The organism is Sorangium sp. So ce1504 (assembly GCF_051521635.1).
GTDB lineage: Bacteria > Myxococcota_A > Polyangia > Polyangiales > Polyangiaceae > Sorangium > Sorangium cellulosum_B.
Map to the genome: position 1 here is coordinate 11,674,697 of NZ_CP150365.1, position 25,799 is coordinate 11,700,495.

17 protein-coding genes are annotated in these 25,799 nt (G+C 72.2%); 5 read left to right on the forward strand and 12 right to left on the reverse strand.

The features are described from left to right. The first annotated feature begins 50 nt into the window (after positions 1-50). Positions 51-866, forward strand: a complete 816-nt coding sequence (locus WMF39_RS44025) for a hypothetical protein (RefSeq protein WP_437742403.1) — start codon at positions 51-53, stop codon at positions 864-866. Between the two features lie 551 nt (positions 867-1,417). Further along, a complete protein-coding gene (locus WMF39_RS44030) occupies positions 1,418-3,484 on the forward strand; it encodes an ATP-binding protein (protein ID WP_437742404.1) in 2,067 nt (688 codons plus the stop codon). 19 nt (positions 3,485-3,503) lie between these two features. Here WMF39_RS44030 and WMF39_RS44035 read toward each other — a convergent pair whose 3' ends face one another. Both WMF39_RS44035 and WMF39_RS44040 read right to left on the reverse strand, forming a co-directional pair. Next, positions 3,504-4,025 carry a M17 family peptidase N-terminal domain-containing protein gene (locus WMF39_RS44035; protein WP_437295943.1) on the reverse strand — a complete coding sequence of 174 codons (522 nt, stop codon included), beginning with the start codon at positions 4,023-4,025 and terminating at the stop codon, positions 3,504-3,506. A 5-nt stretch (positions 4,026-4,030) separates the two neighbouring features. After that, positions 4,031-5,653, reverse strand: coding sequence for a thiamine pyrophosphate-binding protein (locus WMF39_RS44040; protein WP_437742405.1), 1,623 nt, complete (start codon positions 5,651-5,653; stop codon positions 4,031-4,033). Between the two features lie 1,495 nt (positions 5,654-7,148). Here WMF39_RS44040 and WMF39_RS44045 point away from each other — a divergent pair. Continuing rightward, on the forward strand, positions 7,149-7,469 hold the full coding sequence (locus tag WMF39_RS44045; protein WP_437295945.1) for a hypothetical protein: 321 nt from the start codon (positions 7,149-7,151) through the stop codon (positions 7,467-7,469). A gap of 126 nt (positions 7,470-7,595) precedes the next feature. On the opposite strand, the gene WMF39_RS44050 is transcribed toward WMF39_RS44045, so the two are convergent. The 3 genes from WMF39_RS44050 to WMF39_RS44060 form a co-directional block, all read right to left on the reverse strand. Further along, positions 7,596-8,945, reverse strand: a complete 1,350-nt coding sequence (locus WMF39_RS44050) for a hypothetical protein (protein ID WP_437742406.1) — start codon at positions 8,943-8,945, stop codon at positions 7,596-7,598. 235 nt (positions 8,946-9,180) lie between these two features. After that, complete coding sequence (locus WMF39_RS44055) at positions 9,181-10,377, reverse strand: aminotransferase class V-fold PLP-dependent enzyme (RefSeq protein ID WP_437742407.1); 1,197 nt, start codon at positions 10,375-10,377, stop codon at positions 9,181-9,183. 491 nt (positions 10,378-10,868) lie between these two features. Then, complete coding sequence (locus tag WMF39_RS44060; RefSeq protein ID WP_437742408.1) at positions 10,869-12,386, reverse strand: vWA domain-containing protein; 1,518 nt, start codon at positions 12,384-12,386, stop codon at positions 10,869-10,871. A gap of 395 nt (positions 12,387-12,781) precedes the next feature. On the opposite strand from WMF39_RS44060, the gene WMF39_RS44065 reads away from it, so the two are divergent. Beyond that, a complete protein-coding gene (locus WMF39_RS44065; protein ID WP_437742409.1) occupies positions 12,782-13,327 on the forward strand; it encodes a chalcone isomerase family protein in 546 nt (181 codons plus the stop codon). 16 nt (positions 13,328-13,343) lie between these two features. Here the strand turns inward: WMF39_RS44065 and WMF39_RS44070 are convergent, their stop codons facing one another. The 5 genes from WMF39_RS44070 to acnA form a co-directional block, all read right to left on the reverse strand. Further along, positions 13,344-13,793, reverse strand: a complete 450-nt coding sequence (locus WMF39_RS44070; protein ID WP_437712908.1) for a universal stress protein — start codon at positions 13,791-13,793, stop codon at positions 13,344-13,346. A gap of 150 nt (positions 13,794-13,943) precedes the next feature. Then, a complete protein-coding gene (locus WMF39_RS44075; protein ID WP_437742410.1) occupies positions 13,944-14,972 on the reverse strand; it encodes a hypothetical protein in 1,029 nt (342 codons plus the stop codon). A gap of 21 nt (positions 14,973-14,993) precedes the next feature. Continuing rightward, positions 14,994-17,195: an ATP-binding protein gene (locus tag WMF39_RS44080; RefSeq protein ID WP_437742411.1), complete on the reverse strand. Its 2,202-nt coding sequence runs from the start codon at positions 17,193-17,195 to the stop codon at positions 14,994-14,996. 5 nt (positions 17,196-17,200) lie between these two features. Further along, a complete protein-coding gene (gene serS, locus WMF39_RS44085; RefSeq protein ID WP_437742412.1) occupies positions 17,201-18,502 on the reverse strand; it encodes a serine--tRNA ligase in 1,302 nt (433 codons plus the stop codon). 112 nt (positions 18,503-18,614) lie between these two features. Beyond that, the gene (acnA, locus tag WMF39_RS44090) at positions 18,615-21,368 is read right to left on the reverse strand and encodes an aconitate hydratase AcnA (RefSeq protein ID WP_437742413.1); all 2,754 of its coding nucleotides are present in this window, start codon (positions 21,366-21,368) and stop codon (positions 18,615-18,617) included. 61 nt (positions 21,369-21,429) lie between these two features. On the opposite strand from acnA, the gene WMF39_RS44095 reads away from it, so the two are divergent. Further along, positions 21,430-22,278, forward strand: a complete 849-nt coding sequence (locus WMF39_RS44095) for an SOS response-associated peptidase (RefSeq protein ID WP_437742414.1) — start codon at positions 21,430-21,432, stop codon at positions 22,276-22,278. Positions 22,279-22,322: 44 nt separating this feature from the next. On the opposite strand, the gene WMF39_RS44100 is transcribed toward WMF39_RS44095, so the two are convergent. Then, a complete protein-coding gene (locus tag WMF39_RS44100) occupies positions 22,323-23,078 on the reverse strand; it encodes a hemerythrin domain-containing protein (RefSeq protein WP_437742415.1) in 756 nt (251 codons plus the stop codon). 352 nt (positions 23,079-23,430) lie between these two features. Further along, entirely contained in the window at positions 23,431-25,740 is a 2,310-nt protein-coding gene (locus WMF39_RS44105) for a sulfatase-like hydrolase/transferase (RefSeq protein WP_437742416.1), read from the reverse strand. Positions 25,741-25,799 lie beyond the last annotated feature (59 nt).

The following is a 25,799-nucleotide window of genomic DNA, read 5'->3' on the forward strand; positions in this document are numbered from 1 at the left end:
GCAGCGAAGCGCACGGCCGAACCCGCGCCGATCGGCGCCGGAGCCCGCCGGTGACGCGGCGGCCCATCCTGCTCGCGGCGGCCGGCGCCGCGGCGCCGCTGCTGGCGTGGGGCGCGCTCGCGCGGTGGCGTGATGGGTCGCTCTCGCTCGGCGCCGCCTGCGCGGCCGCCGCCGCGATCGCGCTGCTGGTCCTCCTCGGCGGCGTCGTCCGGCGGCGCTTCGCCGCGAGGCCCGGTCGATCCTGGCGCCAGGCGCCCGCGGCGCCTCGGCTCCCGCGGACGGGGCAGCCGGCCGCGCGCCCCGCGGAGCGCGCCTCGACGCCGCCGACCGAGCTCGACGATCCGCGGAGCATCTACGCGTTCGCAGCCCAGGCCGTCGGTCAGTCGCTCGCCTGGGAGGGGAGCTACAAGGCGGCGGCCGCCTCGCTGCGCGACGTGCCTCGCGACTGGATACCTCCGCAGGTTCGGGTGCTCGTCATGAGCAACCTCGCCCAATGGCAGCTCTGCGCCGGCGACATCGAGTCCGCCCGGCGGCTCCTCCCGGATCTGGACGAGGAGCGCGCGCCGGCGTCGGTGCGGCCGCTCGTGCGGGGAGCGCGCGCCGCGGTGCTCGTGCGCACCGGCGACGTCGAGGGCGCGCTCTCCTTGATCGGCCTCCGCGATGGCGAGCGAGAAGAGCCGACCGAGGTGCGCCAGCGCTACCGCATCACCCGCGCGCACGCGTTCACCGCGCTCGGCGAGCCCGCCGCGGCGCGCGCGGAGCTCCGCCGGGTGGTCGATGACGTCGGCGTCGACGAGCTCTGCCGCTGGATTCCCGCGGGCGGGCCCGCCCGGGCCACGATGATCGAGCTCATCGACGAGGGCTGACGGATTCGCGCGTCTCCTATCTTCCGCGCCGCCCAGGCCTGGCTCCGCCGAGGAGCCAGCGTGGTGATGAGCTCCGCTCCTCGCCGCGCGCTCACGCCCTCCTCGACGCCGGCGCGCCGCCGCGAGGCCGCGACTCGCCAAGCGCGGATCTCGGGTCGCTCGAGTCACGCGCAACTCGGATCGTCACGCCGCTTGTCAAGCGTCATTTCCCTGGTTTGTCGCGCGGGAAGCCCCCCTCTGCCGGCGCCGGGCGCTCGAAGCCCACAGAGCGCATCGTGTGCGCTTCCCCGGTGATTCCGGTTCTCGGTGGGGGAAGCAACGTTGCGAGCGCCTGGCGGCTGGTAGAAAAAGGATGCTGTACGCAAAGTGCATCGGGCCAGGTAGCCTTTTCGCGTCGACCGGGGGAGAACGCATGCCAACCTGTATGGGTGGCCAATGAGGGTGGAGGCGCCACGGGGGGTGATCGGCGGGTGTTGCACCGGTTCAACCAGCCCTACGCGTCCCGTCCTGGCGACTCGCCTCGCTCACAGGAGCCCGCCCCGGAGGCTCCCGTGAACCGCACAGCGGATACGCCGTCCCATCGCATCCTCATCGTGGACGACAGCCCCACGTACCTGAACCAGGTCGCGGCGGCGATGCGCGACGAAGGCTACTTGCCGGTGCTCGCCCACTCGGGGGAGGAGGCGCTCGCGCGGCTCACGGTGGCGCGCGTCGACGGCATTCTGCTCGACATGGTGATGCCGGGTCTGTCGGGCCCGGCCACGTGCCTCCGCATCAAGGCGAACGCCTCGTGGCGGCCGATCCCGCTGCTGATGCTCACCGGCCGCGACGACCACAAGGCGATCCTCGACGCCCTCTCGGCCGGCGCCGACGATTTCGTGACGAAGACGGGCGAGCTCACGGTGCTGAAGGCGCGCCTGCGCGCCCAGCTGCGCAGGAAGCATTACGAGGACGAGAACCGCAGGATGCGCGAGCTCCTCCTGCGCCGGGAGATGGAGGCGGCGGAGGCGCGCGCCGACCGGCGCCTCAAGCAGAGCGAGGAGCGGTTCCGACTCATCGTGGAGGGCGTCCAGGACTACGCCATCTTCATGCTCGACCCCGCCGGCCGCATCGCCAGCTGGAACCCGGGCGCCGAGCGCATCAACGGCTACCGCGCCGACGAGATCATCGGCTGCCACTGCTCGGTCCTCTTCCCGCCGGAGGACGTCGAGCTCGGCAGGCCCGCCGCGGAGCTCGAGTCCACCGTGGAGACCGGCCGCTCGATCCAGGAGGGTTACCGCGTCCGCAAGGACGGCACCCGCTACTGGGCGAACGAGGTGATCAGCGTGCTCTTCGACGAAGCCGGGCAGCTGCGCGGCTTCGCGAAGGTCACCCGTGACGTGACGGAGCGCCGCCGCGTCCACGAGGCGCAGCGCATCCTCGTCTCCGCCGGGCAGATCCTCGGCGAGTCGCTCGATTTCGAGGAGACGCTGCGGCGCGTGGTCCGCGTCGCGCTCCCCGACTTCGCGTCGATCTGCGTGCTCCTGCTGCAGGACGAGTCCGGCGCGATCGATCGGCAGGTGACCGCCCACGCGGATCCGTCGATGGCGATGGCGACCGAGCTGCTCGGCAGGATCACGGCCGACTCTGCCGGGCGGGGCATCGGCAGGGTCCTGCGCACGGCGCAGCCGGAGCTCATCCCCAAGGTGACCGACTCCTTCGTCCGCGCGATCTCGTTCGATCAGGCGCACTACGAGGCGCTGCGCTCGCTCTCGCTCGCCTCGCACCTCACGGTCCCGCTGACGGCGCGCGGCCGCACGCTGGGCACGCTCTCGTTCGCCTCGACGCACCGGCGCTACGACGCGGTCGATCTCGACCTCGCGCAGGATCTCGCGCGGCGCGCGGCGCTCGCCGTCGACAACGCCCGGCTCTACCGGGAGGCGCAGCTCGCGGTGCGCGCGCGCGACGATTTCCTCACGATCGCCTCGCACGAGCTCCGCACGCCGCTCACGCCCATGCAGCTGCAGGTCGACGGCCTCCTGCGCGCCGGCAAGCGCGGCGGCCTGACCGCCGAGCGCGCCACGCCGCGGCTCGAGATGATCAAGCGCCAGGTCGAGCGGCTCGCCCGGCTCATCACGAACCTGCTCGACATCTCGCGCATCTCCGCGGGCCGCCTGCAGATCGAGCTCGAGGACGTCGATCTCGCGGCCACGGTGAACGAGGCGCTGGAGCGGTTCCGCGAGGAGCTCTGCGCCGCCGGCTGCCCCGTCAACCTGTCGGCCCCCGCCTCGATCGTCGGCCGGTGGGATCGCCTCCGGCTCGATCAGATCGTCACGAACCTCCTCTCGAACGCCGTCAAATACGGCGCCGGCAAGCCCATCGACGTCACGCTGGAGGACCTCGCGGACCGCGCCCGCCTGACGGTGCGGGATCGCGGCATCGGCATCGCCCCGGAGCAGCAGGCCCGCATCTTCGAGCGCTTCGAGCGCGCCGTCTCCAGCGAGAACTACAGCGGCTTCGGCATGGGGCTGTGGATCGTGCGGCAGATCGCCGACGCGCTCGGGGCGACGATCCAGGTCGACAGCCGGCCGGGCGAGGGGGCGACCTTCACCGTCGACCTGCCGAAAGAGCCTGCCTGACGCCCTCCGCGCCGCGCGGCTAGAGCGCCCGCCGCACCCGGCGGCGCTGCTCGATCATGTGCTGGGTGATCTGCTGCCTGCCCTCGGCGCGCTCCACCAGCGTCCACACGTTGTCGCCGCGCTCCCTGCCCGCGCAGTCGAGGAGCGCGTCGGCCGCCTGCTCGGCGGGGATGAGCCCGTCGTGTCGTCCCGGGAGCTCCACCACGGCGGCGCGCGTGCAGAGCCCGCCCATCGTGGCCAGCATCCGGCGCACGATCTCGCGGAAGACCGCCTCGTCGAACGCGTCGCGCTCGCCGGCTCCGAACAGGACGAGCTTGTCGAACGCCATGCGCGGCTTGCACGGGATCATGACGACCTCGCCGAGCTCGCCGGTGATCAGGCCCTGCCGCCTCAGCTCGGAGATCCGGCCGCCGAGCCGCCAGTCGCAGAGGCCGGCCACGCCGTGGGCCGGCCGCGCGTCGCTGAACGGGGCGCACGCGAGCACCTCCGAGTCGAGCTCGTCGAGGCTCTGCAGGTCGGGGGAGATGAACCGTAGCTCCACGTGGATCAGACGCTGATGGCGCCCTTGCGGAAGTCGCTCTTCGCGATCTTCACGTTGACGCAAGCGGGCCTGCCGCACCGGAACGCCTCGTCCAGCGCGGGCCCGAGCTCCTCGACGCGCTCCACGCAGGCCCCGAAGCCGCCCAGCGCCTCGACCACGCGGTCGTACCGGGTGAAGTCGAGCGACGTCGCCGGCGCGCGGCCCTCGCCGTAGAGCTCCACCTGCCCCCGGCGGATCTGCGTCCAGGCCGCGTCGTTCCCGATCACGCTCACGACGGGGATGCCCTGGCGCACCATCGCCTCGAACTCGAGCGCGTGGAAGCCGAACGACCCGTCGCCGTACACGAGGACCACGTTCGCCTCTGGCCGCGCGAGCTTGGCCGCCATCGCGTAGCCCGGCCCGACCCCGAGGGTCCCGAGCGGGCCGGGGTCCATCCAGAGCTGCGGCCACTCGAGCTTCAGCACGTTCGCCGCCGTGGCCACGAAGTCCCCTCCGTCGCCGATGACGATGTCGTCCTTGCCGAGGCGCCTGCCGATCTCCGCGCAGACGCGCAGCGGGTTCGGCGGGTCGCCGTCGCTCGCGATCTCCGCCAGCATCTTCGCGCGCGATCGCTCCTCGGCCTCGCGCACGGCCGAGAGCCACGCCGCGGCCGTCTTGTCGGGCACCTCCGCGAGCAGCTGCTCCAGGACGACGCCGCTGTCCCCGTCGATCCCGACGTCGACGCGGCGGTTCCTGCCGAGCTCGCTCCCGTCGAGATCGATCTGGACGACCTTGGCCGCCGGGCTGATGGCGCGGCCGTACTCGAGGCGGAAGTCGAAGGGGGTCCCGAGCACCACGCAGAGGTCGGTCTGCGAGAGCGCGAAGCGGCGCGAGCGGCTCATGAGCCCCGGGTGCGCGTGGGGCAGGGCGCCGCGGGCCATGCCGTTCAGGTAGAAGGGCGCCTTCACCGCGTCGGCGAAGCGGCGCAGCGCGTCGCGCCGCGGCGACCACCGGAGCTGGCTCCCGACGATGAACATGGGCCGCTCGGCGTCCCTCAGCAGGGCCGCGGCCCGCGCGACGGCGGCCGGGTCTCCCCCGGGGCGAGGCGGGGCCGCGGGCGCGGTGGCGGGCGCGTCGTCGCCGGCGTAGTTCATCAGCAGGTCGAGCGGCATCTCGAGGAAGACCGGGCCTGGCACGTTCGCCTGGGCGATGCGGAAGGCCGAGTCCACGTACTCCTGGATGCGATCGGTCGAGGGGACGGAGACGCTCCACTTCGAGATGGGGCGCATCAGCTCGACGTGGTTCATGTCCTGCAGCGAGCCCATGTCGGCGAGGGCGCGCGGACCGGCGCCCCCGAGGACGACCATCGGGACGCCCGCGCGCTGGGCGTTGGCGACGGCCGTCACCACGTCCGTCACGCCCGGCCCCGCGGTGACGGCGCACACCCCCGGCCTCCCGGTCACCCGCGCGTACCCGTCCGCGGCGTGTCCGGCTGTCTGCTCGTGTCGCACGTCGACCACCCGGATGCCGTCATCCAGGCACCCGTCGTAGATCGCCTGGATGTGCCCGCCGCACAGGGTGAAGAGGTGCGTCACCCCGTGTCTCGCGAGGGCCTTCGAGACAAGCCTGCCGCCGTGCACCTGCGCCATGGGGCCGGCATATACCATGTGCGACCCAGCGTCCTGCCGGCGAGCGGTCGGCTCGCGTCGCCGCCCGTGCCGCGAGCGCGCCGCCCCGGCCACGTCGCCGGCCCGGGCCGCTCGGCGCCCCGAGCCGGCGCTCCGGGGACGAGCCCCGGGCCACGCGTCGACGGCCGCATGACCGTCGCGGTGCGGCGCCGCGTCGAGGTGTCCACTCCTCGAAACATCACCGGAGCTGGGGGGTCGTGTCCGCCTGAAACCCCCATTGTCCGGATGGTAGGCAAGTGTTCTTCCTAACCTCCCGACCTCGTCTGAGCTCTCTCGGGATCAGAGCACCACCCGCTTGCTGGCGCGCGCGCCGCCTCCCTGACCGGTGATTCACGCTATCGCCCGATCAGGTCGGCTATCCGACCGCCGAGAAGGATAACCCCCTTCGCAGGGCGTTGCTGTAAAAATACAGCTCCGCTACAGCGCCGACTCCGACCTTGGACGCGAGGTCGTCGCCTCACCGCGACGGCCGACGCCTTTGCGATCACAACCCCGACGCTGTTCTCTTCTATCCGGGCCACGAGATGATATAGTTGGAACCTTATTGCAGGTGCCAGCTCGACACCGCCACCTCTCTCGACCTCTCCCCGGTGCTCCTTCCCTGCAGCCGCCGGCCTCGGAGAGGGTCCGGTTCTCTGCCGGCGGGGCCATCGCGCCGCCGGCGGCCGCCTCCGTCGTCGGCGCTCCCCGTAACCTGGCGGAAACATTTCGGAGGGGGCTGGGTGGGTGGCGCCCCCGAGCTTCTGTGAGGAACGTAACCGGTTCAGCGTCGCCGCGGCGAGCGGCGGGCGCTGGGTGGTTGGGGGTCCGGCCGACGGCGGCGCTGGCGCGGCTCACCTGCCGCGTGGCGATGACACACGATCTCCATTACGTGTGCTCGCCAACTCCTTTGCGGCGTACCGGCCTCGACGGGCTGGAGGCGTGGCGCCGCTGCGGCGATCTGGGCAGCGTCAGGGGTGAACACGAGCCATCTTGTGCGACGCTCTCGTGGACGCTGCCTTCACAACCTACGTCCCGAGCGGCGTCTACCACGTGTGCGCTGACTTCACCCGTCCGGGCGTTCCTGACACCCGATCGCCATGTTGCTTTCACTGGTGTGCGCCGAGACCTTCTCCGTCCATGGTGCATCATTTCATCAACGCGCGATCGCTCAGGGCATCATGCGCTCCTGTTGCAGCGCAAGGAGGGCCGAATTCTCGGCGATTTTGCGCGCGGTCCCGCGGCGGTTCTCGTGCGCTGGCGCCTCCCCCTCTCGCAGCGTTCATTTCAAATATCCTGCGCTCACAGAACGTTACCCAATACACCAAAATCACGCGTGACTGCTTACATGAGCTGGCGAGCTTGTTGTTTTCTATTTCGGGAAGGCTCTGTATCGGTTATGCGGGATAAGAGGACGCGCAATCGCGCTTCGCTGGAGTAGCATCTTCCTATGTCGGAGCCCCCTAGTAGCAGTCAGTTGATCCGGATACCCATGGTGCTGGCGCTCGACTGCAGCCCCCATTTTCTGGCTCGTTGCCGGAGGGTTGCAGCGCGGGCTCGTTTCCTCGTCCGCTCCTGCGATGCGGGCTCGGCGTGGGGGGTGGCCGTCCGCCTCCGCCCGCTGGCCATCGTCTTGCCGAGCCACTTGCACGATCGTGCGCCGAAGACCTTCGAGTTGCTCGCGGAGGACGCGGGAGCACGCCTCGTCGTCGTGGAGTCCGAGCAGCTGCCCGCGGGCGAGCTGGAGGGCCACATCACGCACGCGATCGGCGAAGCGAGCCGCGCGCGCGGCGCCTAGAGCGACGGTCACCCGCTTCGGATACGGGCCCACCTCGACGTTTTCGGTGCTCAGCGCACCGGAGTGCGCTGCGGGCTCGGCCGCCGGGCAGGCGTGGCCCGCGGCCGGGCGCCCCGGCCGCGGGCCTCAGTCGACGCGGACGCCCGCGGTGAAGTGGAAGCCCCATGTGTGGTCGAGCGGCGGGCCGAGCTCCTCGTCGAAGGGCAGCAGCAGGCCCGTCCGGAGGAACGCGAGGTTGCGCTCGATCGCGAGGAAAGGCTCGATGGCCAGGACGTAGAGATTGCGTGCGACGGCGTGCCGGATGCTCACGTTGTCGAACGTGGGCAGCGCCATCCCTTGCACGCGCACGCCGCCGCCGATCCCGTGGCCGATCTGGAGCTCGGCGGCGTGCTGGATCGCGACCTCGTACTCCTTGTTGCGGCCGAGCGGGATGTAGAGCACCGGCTCGAGCTGGAAGCGCCCGATCACCAGTGAGCCGACGTGGGCCTCGGCGCCGAGGCGCGCGTGGATGGGGAGGATGCTCGGGAAGAACTCGTGGAGATCCCAGTACGCCCGGCTGGCGCTGACGGGCTCGTAGCTGGCGTGGTGGTGGGTCTTGCCCGAGAGCGTCGCGAGCCCGACGTCGCCGCCTACCGTGAGCCAGAACGTCCGGCCGACGCGGGCGACGTGATGGGCGCCGAGCGTCACGTTGCCGAGCACGGCGTCGGTGCGCTCGGCCATCGCGAGCCCGAACGGGAGTCGGACATCGAGAAACGTGTGCTGGGCGAACGGCATGCGGGCGAAGAGGGCGACCGCGAGCCCGGAGACCTCGCCGTCGCCGCCGGTGAACGAGGAGGTCTCCAGGCCGATCGCGCCACGCTGGCTCAGCGGGACGGTCCCCTCGTCGATGGTTCTGCCGCCCGACGCGCGCGCGGGCGGCGGCCCCAGCTCGGTGTCCGAGAGGGACAGGGCCCAGGGCGCCGGCGTGCTGCCCTTGCGGCCCGCCTCCACCCCGCCCGGCTTCCGGTCAGGCGGCGCCGGGTCCGAGGGCGGCCCGGCAGCGCTCGGCGCGGTGTGCGCCCCTTCCGGCGCGAGCGGCGAGGCGTCCGGCTCAGGTGCGCCCGCTTCGGGCGCGCCGAGCGCCGGGGGCTGCGGCGGCCCGCTGGGCAACGGCGCCGCGGGCGGCTGCGGTGCGCCCGGCGCCGGCGTCGCGGGCGGCTGCGGTGCGCCCGGCGCCGGCGTCGCGGGCGGCTGCGGTGCGCCCGGCGCCGGCGTCGCGGGCGGCTGCGGTATGCCCGACGCCGGCGGCTGCGGTGTGCCCGGCGCCGGCGTTGCGGGCGGCTGCCGTGCACCAGGTGCCGGAGGCGTTCCCGCCGACGCGGCGGGCGCAGGGCTCGCTGCCGGGCGAGGCGTCGCGGGCTGCGCAGCGGAGGACGCGACCGCGAGGGTCGCCGCCAGCCAGGAAAGCGAGGACAAGACCAGGATTCGACGTGGCATCGTGTCTCCTTGGAGCGCGCATCCTATCGTCTCAACGGGCGCGCGCGGTCTGCTCCGGCGAGCGCTGGACGCGCCTCGGGTGGCGCGACCGCCGCCCCGCAGCGCCAGCGCCATCCCGCAGCGCCAGCGCCATCCCGCAGCGACACGGGCACGGGGCGACCCGGAGGCAGCGGCGAGCGCCGCGCGGCGCTTCGCCGCGGAGCAGCGGCGCGGGGCCGGGCCCTGCCGCGCGCCGCTACAGCAGCGCGGCGAGGGCGGCCGCGAGCCGCTCGTAGTGCGGCCTGTCGTTGTAGATCTGGGCCGAGATCCGGAGGTGCCGCCGGGGCGACGCGGGCCAGGCGAACACCGGCACCTCGATCCCCCATCGCTCGAGCAGCGCGTCCTGGAGCGGATCGAGGCGCAGCCGGGACGACGGCGCGTCGGGGAGCGGCACCGTCGCGAGCGCGCCGATCATCGCGTCGGGGCTCGGCGGCATGCAGCCGAGCGCCTCGCACAGGAGGTCGCGCGCGGCGAGCGCCGTCGCCCGGTTGTGCGCCTGGAGCGCGGGCCAGCTGCCGGGCATGAGCGCGGCCATGGCGCGGAGCGCGTCCGCGACGCAGAGCGCCGCGCTGGGGTCGGCCGTGCCGGTCCAGTCGAACTCGAGCAGGAAGCGCGACCTGTCGGTGCGCGGCGAGTTGGCGCCGTGGCTGATGGAGAGAGGGCGGACCGCGCCCTGCTTGTCCCGCCGCACGTGGAGGAACGCCGCGCCCTTCGGCGAACAGAGCCATTTGTGGCAGTTGCCGGTGTAATAGGCCGCCCCGAGGGCGCGGAGATCGAGCGGCACCATGCCGGGCGCGTGCGCGCCGTCGACCAGGACGTCGACGCCGCGCTCCGCGAGCGCGGCGATCAACGAGGCGACCGGGAACACGAGCCCCGTCGGGCTCGTCACGTGGTCGACGAGGACGAGCCGGGTCCGCGGCCCGACGCGCGCGAGCACCGCGTCGACCACCTGCTCGGGCGCCTCGATGGGGAACGGCACCGGCGCGACCACGACGCGCGCACCAGCGCGGGCCGCGACCGCCTCGGCCGCGTTGTTGCAGGCGTTGTACCCGTGATCGGTGATGCAGAGCTCGTCATCGGGTCGCAGCGAGAGCGACCGCAACACCGTGTTGACCCCGACGGTCGCGTTGGGGACGAACACGAGGTCGTCGAGGTCAGCGCCGACGAAGGAGGCGAGCGCGCCTCGGGCCGCGTCGAGCAGCGGCCCGAGCTCGCGAAGGAAGAACCGGACGGGCTCGCGCTCGAGCTGCTCGCGGTAGCGCTGCTGCGCCTCGAGCACCGCGCGCGGGCAGGCGCCGTACGAGCCGTGGTTCAGGAAGGTGACGGCCGGGTCGAGCGACCAGAGCTCGCGCACGGCGGCGGCGCGCGACTCCGGGAAGGCGTTCGGGTTCATGGCGAGGAGCGGACCCCGAGGAGGCGACGTGCCGGAGGGCCCGGAACAATGTCGCGCGGGCTCCGACCCGTGTCGAGGGCCACGCGAGGAGCATCTCCCAATCCATCATGGATTGTATCGTCAACGTTGATTCATGGATCAACCATGACCGGGTGCCGCCGGTCGTGCAGAGCCGGTCAACCCGTCCATGATGGACATCTCGTCCGGTCGTCCATGACGGCCATCCCATCTGCCCTCTCATGAGGGACACCGCACCTGCCATCCCACGATGGACATCACATCTTCGGTCCCATGATGGACACCGCACCTGCCCTCTCATGAGGGACGCCGCGCCCGCCCACCATGACGGCCCGTCATCGACGGGCAGGCATCAGCCGCGGGCAGGCGTCAGCGGCGACGAGCAGGCATCCGCAACGGCCAGGCGTCAGCGGCGACAGGCAGGGATCCGCAACGGGCAGGCGCCGGCGGCGCGCCTCGGCCGCGGCGCCGGATCAGCGGCCCGACCAGACAGGGGAGGCGCTGTTCATCTCGAGCGCATCCATGCGCCGCGCCGCGGGTGAGGGCGGAGCCGCCGCGGCCGCGCGCGCGGTCTTCCGCGCGCTCGCCACCGCCGAGGCCGCCTGGACGGCGCGCTCCTTCTCCTTGTCCGACCGGGCGCGCGCCGCCTGCTGCCGGAGCCGGTCCTCCGCTGCCGCGAGCTTCGCCTCGGCCGCGCCGAAGTTGCCTGCGTTCACCTCCTGGGCCGCGTCGAGCTGCATCATGCCCGCGTCCATCACCGCGGCGATGGTCTGGGTCTTCTCGTTCTGGTGCGCGGCGACGAGGGCCGGATCGCTCGTCACATCGTAGCGGGCGACCACCTCCTGCACGCGCGGGAGATTGCCGCTCTCGGCGTCGCGGAAGTGGAGCCGCACGCTCGCCAGCGGGTGGGAGCCGGCCGCCGGCGCGGTGACCCGCGCCCGCACGAGCATCTCGCGGTGCTGCCCGCCGAACATCGTGCCGAGCAGCACCCGGAGCGCGTCCCCGGAGCGCTCGGTGCGCTCGTTGGGGACGTCGAGCAGCTCCACGCCCGGCGCCGGGACGATCTCGACGAACGCGCCCGTCGCCGCCGTCGTCTGGAGCAGGGCGAGCTCGCGCTCGAGGACGGAGGGCATCTCCCGCGCCTCGGTGAGGTGGTACAGCCGACCGCTGGAGCCGATGGCGAGCGCGTTGAGCGTGCGCTCGTCGTAGTCGGCCCCCACCCCGATCGACGTGATCTGCACCCCGTGCGCGGCGCCGCGCTGGGCGAGCGCTCCGAGGATGTCGGGAGAGGAAGGCCCGATGTTCGCCTGGCCGTCCGAGATGAGCACCACGCGCCGGACGGCGTGCGTCGACGGCGCCGTGAGCGCGTGCTGCTCCGCGAGCTGGAGGCCAGCGAAGAGGTTGGTGCTGCCGTCAGGGCCGAGCGCGGCGATGGCGCGCGCCACCGCGGGGCGCGTCGACCGGCCGAGCACCGTGGGCGAGACGCGCGCCTGCGCGGTGTCGGCGAACGACGCGACCGAGACGAGGTCGCCGTCGGGGAGCCTGTCGACGAACGCCTGCGCCGCCGCGCGGGCGTTCTCCATCTTGGGGCCTTGCATCGAGCCGGAGGCGTCCACGAGCAGCACGACCGCCGCCGGCGCGCGCGGCTGTCCGCGGGCCGCGCGCGCCGCCGGGACATCGATCCACACGCCGAGCTGCGTCTCGCGCGTCCCCGGCAGCGCGAACGCGCTCGCGCCCGCGGCGCCGATCCAGACGCCCTGGTTCCCCGCGGGCGCCGGCTCCGGCCGGGACGACGGCGCCTCGGCCACCGCCGCCGAGGGCTCGGCCGGCTCCGCCGGGGCCGCGGCCATGGCGACCGGCTTCGCCGCCTCCTCCCGCGCCGCTGCGCCCGGCGCGACCGCCGCGGCGGTCGCGCCCGGAGGCGCCGCCGCGCTGGCCGTGCAGCCCAGAGCCGCCCATCCCATCAGCAATCCAGCGAGCATCGTCCGCATCGAGAAGCTCCTTCCGCCGCAAGCCATGGCGCGGCCCACGGGGGGACCCGCGTCCCTCCGCCGCGATCTCCCGGGCTCCGCAGCGCGCGGCTTCTACGGACCGGGCCGAAAAAAGATCTCCGGGAGAGCCGGCGTCGGCATCACCGCCGCCGGCCCTCGCACCGGCGAAAGGCCGCCGCTCCGCGCCCGGAGCCCCCTCCGAGCACACATCCATGGGTCGTCCCTGCCTGACTCCAGGGCCCACCTCGAGATCTCGCGAGATCTGCGACTCCCGACGTCCCTCTGTCGGTGGTTCAGGTCTTGCTCATTCACGACCGTCGATGGGCGATCGCCGGACCGCGGCGCCCAGACACGATGCGCCGCACGGAGCGGCGATGCCGGAGGAGGTCGATCCGATGCAACTCGCGCGAAGCAAATCTCCAGCTCTTCTCGCCGCGTTCGCGGCGGTCTTCCTCGCTGTCGGGAGCCTCCTTGCTTTGCCGGGCTACACGCTCACCGGCACGGGCGTCCGCGTGAGGACCATCGGCGTGCTCCACGTCGATGTCTATCGGATCAGCCATTATATGGAGCAGCTCCCTGCCACCAGGTCCAAGGACGCCGTCATCGACATGGACACGGGGAAGAAGTTCGTCTGGACGATGCTTCGCGACGTCGACCGCGCGAGCATCGTCAAGGCGCTGCGGGAGGCGTATGCGTTGAATCGATACACGGACACGCCGAAGATCGAGAGGTTCGTGGCGGCGTTCGAGGGAGACCTCAAGGCGGGAGCGGAGGTCACCATCGCGTACGACCCGCGCGCGAAGGCGACCACCGTCACGGTCGCTGGCGGCGGGACGGCGACCGTGGCAGGCGTCGACTTCATGAAGGCCACCTGGCGGATCTGGCTGGGCAAGATCGATCAGCCCACGTTGAGCGACGAGCTCATCGCCAGGCTGCGCTGAGGCAGGCGAGCCGCTGTCAGTCCGACGGCTTGTCGCGCACCACGAGCACCGACCGGTTCGTGTGGTTCACGACCTTCGCCGCCGTCGTGCCGAGCACCTTGTCGATGCCCGAGTAGCCGTGCGACCCGATGACGATGAGATCCGCGTTCTCCTCGTCGGCCGTCCGGCAGATGACCTCCCAGGCGACGCCGACGTGGATCACGACCTTCGCGAGGAGCTCGGGCGGCACGTCGCGCGCGAGCTGCAAGAGCTCCTCGCGGTCGCTCCGCTCCAGGATCTCGGGGACGCGGGTCGGCGACTCGTTCAACGCTTCCGCGGGCAGGCTGTGGTGCAGCCCGATCCCGCGCACGAGCACGAGCTTGCCGCCGAGCTTCTGCGCGAGATCGACGCCCTCCGCGAGGACGAGCGACGCCTTGGGGGAGCTGTCCAGTGCAACGAGGATGGTCCGGGGGTGCTTGAGACTCATGGCGTCCGCCTTTCGTGCGGTGACGTACCGCACCTTCTTTAGCCGACCTGGCGCCGGACGCGCAGCGCATCGCTCGGCGGCGGCGCCCCGCGCCTCCGCGTCGGCCCGGCCGCCCGCGCCGAGCACCGCGGACGGTGCGTCCAGCGTGGATCAGGCGCGGATCATCACGCCATGGCCTCGGTCGTCCGTGAGGATCTCGAACGCCGCGCGCCGCGCCGTCGTCAGGGTCTCGATCCCGACCTCGCGGCCCAGGCTCTTCCGCCGCAGGGTGACGGTGCAGGCCCCGATCTTGGTGTTCAGGCAATGCTTCACGCCGCCAGGAGGGTTCCTGTAGGCCAGGCCCACGAAATCGCCGGCGGACGCGGAGATCTCCCCCTCGACGCTCAGCCGATCGGTCTCCGTCCGGAAGCGCCAGGTGAAGTAGTCGAACGAGGCGTCGGCGCGGACCGACTGGACGAGCGAGCTGAGCGCGATCTCCTCGCCGCGGTGCCGGAGGACCAGCGGCGTCATGTTCGGCGTCCAGAACGGTCCGACCTTCAGTCGAGCCGTGGCGACCTCGAGGAAGCTGTCCGGGTGGCTGTCGAACCCGGCGACCTGCCCCCAGGCGTAGAGGTCCGTGTGCTTCGTCCCCCAGTTGTGGTTCTGGCTGCCCACCCAGCCCGAGACGTCCACTTCGCGCCCAGCGACGCGGAGGAGGCCGCTGTAGACGGCCATCGGCGCGCCGACCAGCGCCTTCGCCTTCGGCAGCGGGGCGCCGTAGAGGGCCGCCGGGAGCAGCAGCAGGGGCTCCCCGCCGCCCTCGTAGGCGAGGTCCCAGGTGATGGCGTGCTCCCCCTCGCCCGCCGCGCCGGTGAGCCTGCCGAGGCTCAGCCGGGCGCCGTCGATGGCGACCGCCAGGCTGTCGCGGGCGAACGAGCAGCGCCCGGCGAACGGGACCTCGCGCTTGGCGACCGCGTGGCGCCCCGACTCGCCGTCGAAGTAGACCGCCCAGAGCTCCCCCTCCGCGGCCTCGGGCCGCCCGGCCGGGCTGAACAGCGTGTACCGGATCCAGAAGGCGAGCGGCCGCGTCGGGTGGTTCGCGCGCTGGAAGAAGCTCTCGTAGAAGCCGCCCCGCTGCCCCGGCCGGTAACGCGCGTGGTTCGCCTGCTCCCGGATCGTCCTCGCCTTCGCGACCGCCATCGAGCCCCCCGCTCTTCCAGCCTAGTGCCCCCGCTTCGACCCGCCGCTGAGAAGATCGGCGATCACCCGCTCCAGATCGTCGAGCGAGATCGGCTTCGCGATCTTCGGGTTGTCCACCCGCTCCACGAACTCGCGCGCGCTCGGCGTGAAGGCGCCGCCCGACATGAAGGCCATCTTCGGCAAGAGCTGCGGGAACCGCTCGGCGATCTCGTCGTACAGGGCCATCCCGCTCATCTGCGGCATCAGGAGATCGCAGACGATCGCGTCGATCCTGCCGCCGCGATCCCGCAGGAGGTCGAGCGCCTCGTGGCCGCTCTTGGCCACGAGCACCTCGTGCCGCTCCTCGAACGCGCGCGCGAAGGCGTTGAGCAGCATCGGCTCGTCGTCCACGAACAGGATCGTCCCGCGCGACGACGCGCGCGGCGGCTCCGGCGGCGGCCGCGGCGCGGGCAGATCCGTGGGGTTGAGGCCGGTCAGGCGGATCGTGAAGACGGTCCCGACGCCGGGCGTGCTCGACACCGTCATCGTGCCGTGCTGCTCCTCGACGATGTTGCGCGACACCCAGAGCCCGATGCCCGGGCGCGCGCTCTCTTCCTTCGTCGTGAAGAACGGGTCGAAGATCCGCTCGACGACCTCCGGGGTCATCCCGCGCGCGTTGTCCTCCACCTCGACGTGGTGGACGCCGGCGTCGAAGCGCGTCGTCACGCGCACCATGTTCTCGTCGCGGGGGCGGTTCGGCATCGCCTGCGCCGCGTTGATGAACAGGTTCACGAACACCTGCGAGAGCTTGCCCGGATAGCCGACGAGCGGCGGCATCTCGCCGTAGCTGCGCTCGATGCGGCAGAGCTGGCTGAGCTGCGGGCCCGTCATGCGCAGCGCGAGCTCGATCACGTCGACGAGATCGACCCGCTCGGGCTTGCGCTCGCTGCTGCTCGAGAAGAGGTTGAGGTCCGTCACGATGTCCCGCATCCGCTCGACGCCGGCGAGCGCCTCGTGGCACGAGCGATCGATGAGGTCGATGGCGCGCAGCAGGTCCTCGAACGAGCCCGAGGCGACCGGGCGCGCCGCCGAGACGAGCTTGTGCGCCCCGCTCCGGATCTGCTCCAGGTTCGCCATCACCCACGCCATGGGGTTGTTGAGCTCGTGCGCGACGCTCGCCGCGACCTGGCCGATCGAGGAGAGCTTCTCGCTGTGGAGGATCTGCGCGCGGCGCGCGACCTCCTCGGTGACGTCGCGCATGAGCGCGAGCGAGGCGTCCTCGCCGTAGAGCCGCGTGATCCGGACCGTCATCACCTTGGTCAGGCCGGCGCGCGTCCCGCAGCGGATGGTGGCCTCCCTCGGCGCCTCGGCCCGCGACGCGGACAGCACGAGCGTGCGCAGGGCCGGCACGTCCGCCGCGACCGCGAGCGCGGTGATCGGCCGGCCGATCCACGCCTGCCGCGAGTGCCCGAAGAGCGCCTCGAACCGCACGTTCAGCCGCGTCAGCATGCCCTCCTGGTCGATCGTCGCGAGGACGTCGGACGAGAGCTCGACGATCTCGCGGTAGCGCTCCTCGGAGGCGAACAGCGAGCGCTGGGCGTACGCCTCGGCGAAGCGGTGCTCGAACTGGAGCAGCAGCGCGTCGACCGCGCGGAGCACGTCGATCGAGGACGAGCCGTCGGCCTCGGCGTCGTCGTGCGTCGTGTCGAGGACGCCCGCGACCGCGGTGCGGAACTCGGACGCGGCGATCAGCGGAGCGCTGATGGAGTACCCGGTCGCGTAGCGCTGCTCGACCAGGTGCGTGATGAACTCGTCGAGCAGCGTCTCGCTGCCGTCCTCGAGGATCCTGGTGAACGCGGCGAGCCAGGAGCGCACGTTCTCCGTGACCTCGCCCACGGGCCGATCGGTGTACCGGCCCCGCTCCGGCGGCAGCGCCAGCACGTTCTCGATCCAGTCGTCGATGAGCTCGTCCTTGTGCCGCTTGCAGAGGTCGAGCAGCCGCCGGCGCGCGAGCGCCATCGACGTCTCCGCGTTGGTCGGCGGTCCATGGATCTGCGAGCGCCGCTCGCCGTCCCCCCCGCCGCGTCCGCCCCGCGACTCCGGGACCTGCGAGCGCCGCTCGCCGTCCCCTCCGCCGCGCGCGCCCCTCGACTCCGGGATCTGCGAGCGCCGCTCGCCGTCCCCTCCGTTGTGCGCGCTCTTCGCTTCCGGAAGCTCACGCTTGGCTTCCTCGTCCGCTGCCATCGCTGTTACCTGCCGCGGAGGACCTCGCAGCCCATGAACGCACGGAGCGGCTCCGGCACGACCACCGTGCCGTCCGCCTGCTGGTACTGCTCGAGGATCGCGATGACCGTCCGCCCCACCGCGAGCGCCGACCCGTTCATCGTGTGGACCAGCCGCGGCTTCGCCTTCGGCTCCGGCCGGTAGCGGATCTGGGCGCGGCGCGCCTGGAAGTCGCCGAAGTTCGAGCAGCTCGAGATCTCGCGGTACACCCCCTGGCCGGGCAGCCACACCTCGAGATCGTACGTCTTCTGCGAGCCGAAGCCGAGATCGCCGGTGCAGAGCGCCGACACCCGGTAGTGCAGGCCGAGCCGCTTCAGGACCTCCTCCGCGTGCGTGGTGAGCAGCTCGTGCTGGCGGGCGGAGTCCTCCGGCGCCGAGAACCGCACGAGCTCGACCTTGTCGAACTGGTGCTGCCGGATGAGCCCGCGGACGTCGCGCCCGTGGCTGCCCGCCTCGCTGCGGAAGCACGGCGTGTAGGCCGCGTAGGCGATCGGGAGCGACGCGCCGTCCAGGATCTCGTCGGCGTGGAGGTTCGTGACCGGGACCTCGGCCGTCGGGATGAGGTACAGGTCGTACGCCCTCTCCGGGTCGCTCTTCTGCGTCTTGAACAGGTCCTCGGCGAACTTGGGCAGGTTGCCCGTGCCGAACAGCGCCGTGTCCTTGACGAGGAAGGGCGGCAGCACCTCGAGGTAGCCCTGCTCGCGCGTGTGCAGGTCGAGCATGAACGAGATGAGCGCCCGCTCGAGGCGGGCGGCGGCGCCCATCAGCACGGTGAAGCGCGCCCCCGAGAGCTTCGCCGCGCGCTCGAAGTCGAGGAGGCCGAGGGCCGTCCCGATGTCCCAGTGCGACTTCGGCGCGAACGAGAAGCTCGGCTTCTCGCCCCACGCCCGGACGACCACGTTGCCCTCCTCCCCCGCGCCCACGGGCACCGACGGGTCCGGCAGGTTGGGCACCATGGAGAGCAGCTCGGTCATCCGCTTCTCGAGCTCGGAGACGACCTGCTCGGCCTCCTTGATCCGGGTCGACAGGGCCTTCAGCTCGTCGCGCTTCTGCGCGAACTCAGGAGATTTCTTGTCGAGGCGCGCCATCGCGTCGTTCGCCGCGTTGCGCTCCGCCTGCCACCGCTCGAGCTCCTGGATGTTGGACCGCCTCGCGCTGACCGTGGAGGCGAAGTCGTCTCCGAGGCTGGCGGCGGCGGCGGGCGAGCGGAGAGCGAGCGCCGCGCGCACCTCATCGAGGTGCTCCGCGACGTAGCGAGGATCGAGCATACCCCAGGGTTTAGCCGAAGCCTGCACGCGCGTCAGCAGCCGCGACGCGCCGCTCCGAGGATGGGCCCGCTCCCCGCCAGACGCTCGGCGGGGAGCGGCGCGCAGGGAGGCGCTAGGCGCTGGCGCCCAGGCTGCGCAGCACGAACTGGAGGATGCCGCCGTGCTGGTAGTAGTCGACCTCGTTCGGCGTATCGATGCGCGCGGTGACGGTGAAGGTCTTCTTCGCCCCGCCTTCCCCGGCCGCGACGACGTTGAGCTTCTTGCCCGGCGTGAGGTTGTCCGAGATGCCGTCGATCTCGAACACCTCGCGCCCGGTGAGGCCGAGGGTGGACGCGTCCTCGCCCGGCGCGAACTCGAGCGGGAGCACGCCCATGCCGACCAGGTTCGACCGGTGGATGCGCTCGAAGCTCTTCGCGATGACCGCGCGCACGCCGAGCAGCTTGGTCCCCTTGGCCGCCCAGTCGCGCGACGACCCGGTGCCGTACTCGGCGCCGGCGATCACGAGCAGCGGCACGCCCTCGGCCTTGTACTGCATGGCCGCGTCGTAGATCGTGGTCTTCTCGCCGTCGGGCAGGTGCACCGTGATCCCGCCTTCCTCGCCGGGGCGAAGGGCGTTCTTGAGGCGGATGTTCGCGAACGTGCCGCGCATCATCACCTCGTGGTTGCCGCGGCGGGCGCCGTACGAGTTGAAGTCCGCGGGCGCGACGCCGTGCTCGACCAGGTACTTCGCGGCGGGGCTGTTCTTGGCGATATTGCCGGCCGGGGAGATGTGGTCGGTCGTCACCGAGTCGCCGAGCAGCGCGAGCACGCGCGCGGCCCGGATGTCGGTGAGCGGCGCCGGCTCCTTCGACAGCCCCTCGAAGAACGGCGGCCTGCGCACGTAGGTCGAGCCCTCGTCCCACACGAACGTCTGGCCGCCCGGGACCGCGAGCTTCTGCCACTCCTCGTCGCCGGCGAAGACGTTCTCGTACTGCACCTGGAACTGCTCGGGCCGCACGGCCGTCCGGATGGCCTCGTTGACCTCGGCCGAGCTCGGCCAGATGTCCTTGAGGTACACCGGCTCGCCGTTGCGATCCGTGCCGACCGGCTCCTTGAAGAGGTCGGCGTCGACGTCGCCGCGCAGCGCGTACGCGACGACGAGCGGCGGAGAGGCGAGGAAGTTCATCCGGACGTGCTGGTTGATGCGGCCCTCGAAGTTGCGGTTGCCCGAGAGGACGCTCGCCACGACGAGATCGTTGTTGCGGATCGTGTCGCCGATCACGTCCGGCAGCGGCCCGGAGTTGCCGATGCATGTCGTGCAACCGTAGCCGACCAGGTGGAAGCCGAGCGCCTCGAGGTACGGCAGGAGCCCCGCCTGGCGCAGGTAGTCGGTGACGACCTTCGACCCGGGGGCGAGCGACGTCTTCACCCACGGCTTCACCGTGAGCCCGCGCTCGACGGCCTTCTTCGCGAGCAGGCCCGCGCCCAGCATGACCGCCGGGTTCGACGTGTTGGTGCAGGACGTGATCGCGGCGATCACGACCGAGCCGTGGCGCAGCGTGTAGCGCGTGTCGCCCTCGGTGATCTCCGCCGGGCGCATGACCTTCTCGAGCGCGGGCGCGCGCGCGGCAGCATGGCCGGCCCCCTCCTCGAGGAACGCCTTGACCGCGGGCGCGTCGGCCGCGGCGAACTCCTTCTCGAGCATGCCCTGGAGCGAGGCGCGGAAGGTGCGCTTCGCGTCGCGCAGCGGGACGCGGTCCTGCGGCCGCTTCGGGCCGGCGATCGACGGCACCACGTCGCCGAGGTCGAGCGAGAGGGTGTCGCTGAAGACGGGGTCCGGGGTGCTGTCCGTGCGGAACAGCCCCTGCTCCTTGTAGTAGGCCTCGACGAGCGCGACGAGCTGCGCGGGCCGGCCGGAGAAGCGCAGGAACGCGATCGTCTCGTCGTCGACGGGGAAGAAGCCGATCGTGGCGCCGTACTCGGGCGCCATGTTGGCGATCGTGGCGCGGTCCGGGAGCGAGAGCGCGCTCAGGCCGGGGCCGTAGAACTCCACGAATTTCCCGACCACCTTCTTCTGCCGCAGCATCTGCGTCACCGTGAGGACGAGATCGGTCGCGGTCGCGCCCTCGGGCAGGCTGCCGTGGAGCTTGAAGCCCACGACCTCGGGGATGAGCATCGAGAGCGGCTGGCCGAGCATCGCCGCCTCGGCCTCGATGCCGCCGACGCCCCAGCCGACGACCCCGAGCCCGTTGATCATCGTGGTGTGCGAGTCGGTGCCGACGAGCGTATCCGGGTAGACCAGCGTGCCCTGCCGCATGACGGCGCCCGCGAGGTACTCCAGGTTGATCTGGTGGCAGATGCCCTGGTCGGGCGGAACCACGCGGAAGTTCGTGAACGCCTGCGCTCCCCAGCGGAGGAACGCATAGCGCTCCTCGTTGCGCTCGAACTCGAGCGCCGCGTTCACCTTCACGGCCGTCGAGGACGCAAACCGGTCGACCTGGACCGAGTGGTCGATCACGAGATCGACGGGCTGGAGCGGGTTGATCTTGAGCGAGTCGCCGCCGAGCTTCGCGAGCGCCTCGCGCATGGCGGCGAGATCGACCACGGCGGGCACGCCGGTGAAGTCCTGGAGCAGCACGCGCGCGGGGTGGAAGGCGATCTCATGCGAGGGGCGGGCCTTCGGGTCCCAGTTGAGGACGGCCTCCACGTGGTCCTTGCGCACGACGCGCCCGTCCTCGTGGCGGAGGAGGTTCTCCAGGAGGATGCGGAGCGAGAAGGGGAGCTTGTCGATCGACGCGCCGCCTTGCGCCAGCGAGGTGAGCTTGTAATAGGTGTATGTTTCGGCTTGAACCGTCAGCGTGCTCTTGGTGCCAAAGCTGTCGACCATGCGGCCTCCTCCAACGTCCGGAGCGCCCTTGTAGGCGCCCCGAAGCCGCTAATCTAGTGTTATGTGCGCGCGCTTCACCCTCTCCGTTCCGGACTTTGCGACCCTCATCGCACTGCTCGAGTCGTCCTCCTCTGGCGCGGGCCGAGCAGGCGGCGGCCCGGCTCGGTCGATTGCCGCTGATCCGGAGATAGCGGCAAGGTTTCGGCCTCGTTTCAACATCGCACCTGCGACCGTCCACCCGGTGCTGCGCGCGCGGGACGGCCGGCGCGCGCTGGTGGCGGCGACCTGGGGCTTCGCGGGGCGTTTCGCCAGGGGCGGCGCCGGGCCTGCGCTCCTGGCCAACGCGCGCGCCGAGAGCGCGCGGGCGAAGCCGACGTTCCGCGAGGCGTTCGCGGCGCGCCGCTGTGTGGTGCCGGCGGACGGCTTCTACGAGTGGACCGGACCCAAGGGCGCGCGGCGGCCCACCTGGTTCCACCCTGCGGACGGCGGGCTGCTCCGCCTGGCGGGGCTGTACCAGCCGGCGAAGGACCTCGACACGGGGGAGCCCGGCCTCCGGTTCACGATCCTGACCACCGAGGCGAACGCCGACGTCGCGCCGATCCACGACCGCATGCCGGTCCTGCTGGGCCCCGGGGACGTGGACCTCTGGCTCGGCGTCGGCGACGGAGCGGACGCGGATCGGGCCGAGGCGCTGCTCCGGCCGGCGCCTCGCGGCGCCCTCGCGGCGCGCGCCGTCTCGCCGCGGGTCAACTCGGTCGCGCACGACGACCCCGCCCTGCTCCAGGAGCTCGCGGCGGAGGCCGCTGCTCCGAAGGCCGCTGCCCCGAAGGCCGGCGGCACGCTTCCGCTGTTCGATCTCGATGGCGGCGCGAGGCCCGCCGTCCCCTCCGGCCGGACCTCGCGCCGCTGATCTACGGCAACGTGCGTTGATGTGCGCTGGCTAGCTTGCGATGGTCAGCGGGCGGAGGCGCTGCTCGCGCGACCGCCCTTGCGGCCTGTGCGGCTGGTCTTCGCCGGTCGGCTCGGCTTGCGCGCGGGCGCGGCTCGCCCGGTCTTCGCGGGCGCCGTGGCCGCTGTCTTCTTCCGTCCGGTCGCGGTGGTGCGGCGCCCCTTCTGCGCGGCCCGCGCCGGTTCGGCGCGCTGCGTCGACGCGCGCTTCGCGGGTGGACGCTTGGCCGCCGCCTTGCGCGCCGACGGCTTCGCCGTGCGCGCGCGGCGGCCGGCGGTGGCGGCGGGCATGCTCTTCGCGACGTTCCGAGCGAGGAGCGCCTCCACGTCGCTCTCGCGCACCTGGCCGAAGCGCGCCTCCAGGCGGCTGCCGAGCTCCTCGAGGCGCGCGGCGCCCATGGCGCTCTCGACCTGGGGGAAGAGCTCCTTCTCCTCCTCCTCGACGTGGTGCTGCACGAGCTCCTTCAGCACGCCGAGCCTGGCGTGAAAGGTTTCGTCACCCGGCTCGGTGCTGAGCAATTTCTGCAACATGACGTCGACGAGCGCGTGCTCCTCGTACGAGGTCGGGATCAGGGGGGAGGCGCCGAGCGCCTCCCGGCTCTCGGGGTAGAAGAGCTCCTCCTCGATGGCCGAGTGGCTCACGAGGGTCGCCACGAGCTCGTCGCGGAGCGCGCTGATCTCGTCGCTGTCAGCCTGCGACATGCGCTCGAAGAGCTCTTCGACTTCCTGGTGATGCTCCTTCAATAGGTCGGTCGCCTTCATGCGGGGACTCCTCTCACGGAAAGATGAAGCGCCGTCGAGGCGCTTGGCCTGTGCGGCCTGCGGGTTTGCGCGAAGCATGCCAGGCGAAATGGGCGCGCGAAGCGAGCGCACGACGCGCACGCGCGGGCGCGGGCGTACGTCGTTTGGCCAACCCGCGCGGGGGCGTCGCGGCGCGCGACGCGGGGCGTGCTGCCCCGCAGCGAGGCATCATGGCGCCGCTGGAGCGTGATCGCGCGCGGCCTGCGCGATGTCGCGGACGCCTTCGCCCGCGCAGGGCGCCGGCGCGCCGCCGGGCGCCGTCAGCGGGCTTTCGTCGGCTCGCAGGCGCGGGCGCAGGTCGATCGCGCGGGCCTCAGTTCGCGCCCCATACGTTGAGCACGGCCGCCGTTTCCGCGTCGATCGTGGCCGGCTCCCGTTGCGCCGCGGGCGCGCGCACGGACAGGTCGAACGTCACGGTACGCCGGAAGAGCGACACGGTGGCGAGGGGCATCACCTCGCGACGGTTGAAGGCGCAGGTCGGGTCCACGTCGAGGTCGCAGAGATAGGGGGGAACGCCGAGTCGACCCGAAAGCACGAGGTTGCCCCACCGGGTGGAGTAACGATCGCCGAGGGCGGCGATCTGGGGGCCGCGCTCGACGCCCTCGAGGCCGGAGGCGACCGCCGCCAGATCCTTCCCGAGCGGTTTGCGGGCGAACGAGAGGCCGAGGGCGGCGATCGCCGTGCGCGCGACGTCGATGATCTCGGTCGGGGCAGCGACGCGCTGGCCGGCGTACAGATCACCGGGAAAGTGGACATAAAGCGGGAGCGTCAGGACGGGCTCCTGGAGCTCCATGCCCTCGCCGTAGAGCACGGCGTCGGAGCGCCCGCTGGCCAGATCGCCGGTCACGATGAAGAGGGTCTCGTCCCACAGGCCGGCGGCCTTGAGGGTCCCGATGAGGTTGCCGAGGGCGCGGTCCTGGCCGGCGAGGGCGATGGAGAAGAGGTCGCGGATCCGGTCGCGATCCTCGGGGCTGAGCACATCGCGGCGCCGGTTCCTCAGCCTGGCCAGCACCTGGGCGGCGCGGCGCGGCTCGACGGGGCCGGCGTACTCGGCGGGCTTGAGGGCGTTCAGCTCCTTCGGGGTGACCTCCCAGGGCGGATGGCCGCCGCGCGCGTGGACGAACGCGAGGAGGCGGTTGGAAGCGTCCTGGCGGACGGTCTCGCTGATCCAGGTGGCGGCGGCGTCGATCGGGGTGGTGGCCGGCTCGCCGCTCGTCGGGGGGTGCTCGAGGACCCGGGACCAGCCGGGTCCGAAGCCGAACGCCCGGAACGTGGTGGGGACGCCGGTGAAGAACCCGGTGCGGATGCTGCTGTCGCTCGCGATGGCGCCGATGGTGGTGACGTGGGCGGGGAGGCGGGCCCCGGTGTCGGCGACGGTGTGGGCCGGCGGCGGAAGACCGGTGAGCAGCGACGCGGCCACGGCGGACACGACCGTGCTCGGCCCGCGGTGGTGATCGAACGTCGTCGCTGACGTCGCGAGCTCCGAGAGCGTGGCGAGGTGCGGCTCCGGACGACCGCTCCAGGGGGGCAGATCGGGCCGCTCGACCCCGTTCAGGGCGACGATCACGACGGCGCGCGCTGCGGGCACGGACGGAGGCGGCTCCGGCGATCCGGCGAGGACGGGGTCGCCGAAGAGGATGCGTCCGCCGCGGGCCGCGGCGGCGGCGCGGAGCTCGAGGGAGATGAGGGACCCGGCGAAGGGCGCGAGCGGCAGCTCGACGTCGGTCCAGGTCGCCTTGTCGCCGCCCTCGACGTGGACGCGATGGATCACGAGGGGCTCCTGGCCGTCGCGGAGGACGCGGATCTCGGCGTCGCCTTCTCCCGAGCCCAGCGCGCCGATGGAGGTGTGGAGGCGGGTCACCCTGGAAGGGCGAAAGGCGCAGCGGACCGCGCCCGGCGCGCGCAGCGCGATGGACCGGTGGGGGACGCCCGACAGCGCGGCGGCGGGCGCGACGACGTCGCGCAGGGTCGGGGGGCCGTACGTGGCCGGGTCCTCGTCCGGGATGCCCACGCGCACCCAGTCGACGTCGGCGAACGACTCCCCCTCGCGGAGCCGGCCGGAGAACTGGAGCGTGAGGGTGTGCAGGCCGGGGTCGGCGGGGAGCGTGGTGGTCGGGGTCGAGGCGATGCGGATCTGGTCGCGCTGGAGGCGGAGCGTTCCGAGCAGCTGGTCGTCCAGGGAGACGGTGGCGTACTTGGAGGTGAGCCCGACGGCCCGGGCGGACACGAAGATGGGGCTCGCGGACGGCAGAACGAACGTGAGCTTGATCTGTCGCTCCGAGATCCGCGCCCAGGTGGATCCATCGTGCTCGACCGCCTGGATGCCGGTGGGCACGGTCCCTTGCCACGCGAAGCGGCCGAGGAGCGCGCCCGCGCCGGTATCGAACAGGAGCCCTCGGTGCTCGAGATCGCAGCTCGGCAGCTCGTCGATGAGGTGCACGACGTCGCGCGCCGGCGGCGGAGGCGTCGCCCGCGGGCTCGCGGACGCTGCGGCCGGGGCGCCGGAAGGCAGATCGCGGGTCGACGTCTCGCACCCGGTGCAACCGGAGAGGAGCGCGGCCGCGGCGGAGGCGAGCGTGAGCGCGAAGGAGGGATGGCGGGTTCGGATCACGCGGGCGCGCACGGGGCGTCCTCTACCACGAGCGGGGTGCCCTGCCTGTGGCTGGGCACCCCGGGGCGAGC

What these genes read in the sequence shown, in the direction of transcription:
- WMF39_RS44095 (WP_437742414.1), top strand. Translation starts at nt 21,430, where the DNA reads ATGTGCGCGCGCTTCACCCTCTCCGTTCCGGACTTTGCGACCCTCATC.
- serS (WP_437742412.1), bottom strand. Translation starts at nt 18,502, where the DNA reads ATGCTCGATCCTCGCTACGTCGCGGAGCACCTCGATGAGGTGCGCGCG.
- WMF39_RS44075 (WP_437742410.1), bottom strand. Translation starts at nt 14,972, where the DNA reads ATGGCGGTCGCGAAGGCGAGGACGATCCGGGAGCAGGCGAACCACGCG.
- WMF39_RS44040 (WP_437742405.1), bottom strand. Translation starts at nt 5,653, where the DNA reads ATGGCGCAGGTGCACGGCGGCAGGCTTGTCTCGAAGGCCCTCGCGAGA.
- WMF39_RS44060 (WP_437742408.1), bottom strand. Translation starts at nt 12,386, where the DNA reads ATGCGGACGATGCTCGCTGGATTGCTGATGGGATGGGCGGCTCTGGGC.
- WMF39_RS44080 (WP_437742411.1), bottom strand. Translation starts at nt 17,195, where the DNA reads ATGGCAGCGGACGAGGAAGCCAAGCGTGAGCTTCCGGAAGCGAAGAGC.
- WMF39_RS44055 (WP_437742407.1), bottom strand. Translation starts at nt 10,377, where the DNA reads ATGAACCCGAACGCCTTCCCGGAGTCGCGCGCCGCCGCCGTGCGCGAG.
- WMF39_RS44100 (WP_437742415.1), bottom strand. Translation starts at nt 23,078, where the DNA reads ATGAAGGCGACCGACCTATTGAAGGAGCATCACCAGGAAGTCGAAGAG.
- WMF39_RS44070 (WP_437712908.1), bottom strand. Translation starts at nt 13,793, where the DNA reads ATGAGTCTCAAGCACCCCCGGACCATCCTCGTTGCACTGGACAGCTCC.
- acnA (WP_437742413.1), bottom strand. Translation starts at nt 21,368, where the DNA reads ATGGTCGACAGCTTTGGCACCAAGAGCACGCTGACGGTTCAAGCCGAA.
- WMF39_RS44050 (WP_437742406.1), bottom strand. Translation starts at nt 8,945, where the DNA reads ATGCCACGTCGAATCCTGGTCTTGTCCTCGCTTTCCTGGCTGGCGGCG.
- WMF39_RS44065 (WP_437742409.1), top strand. Translation starts at nt 12,782, where the DNA reads ATGCAACTCGCGCGAAGCAAATCTCCAGCTCTTCTCGCCGCGTTCGCG.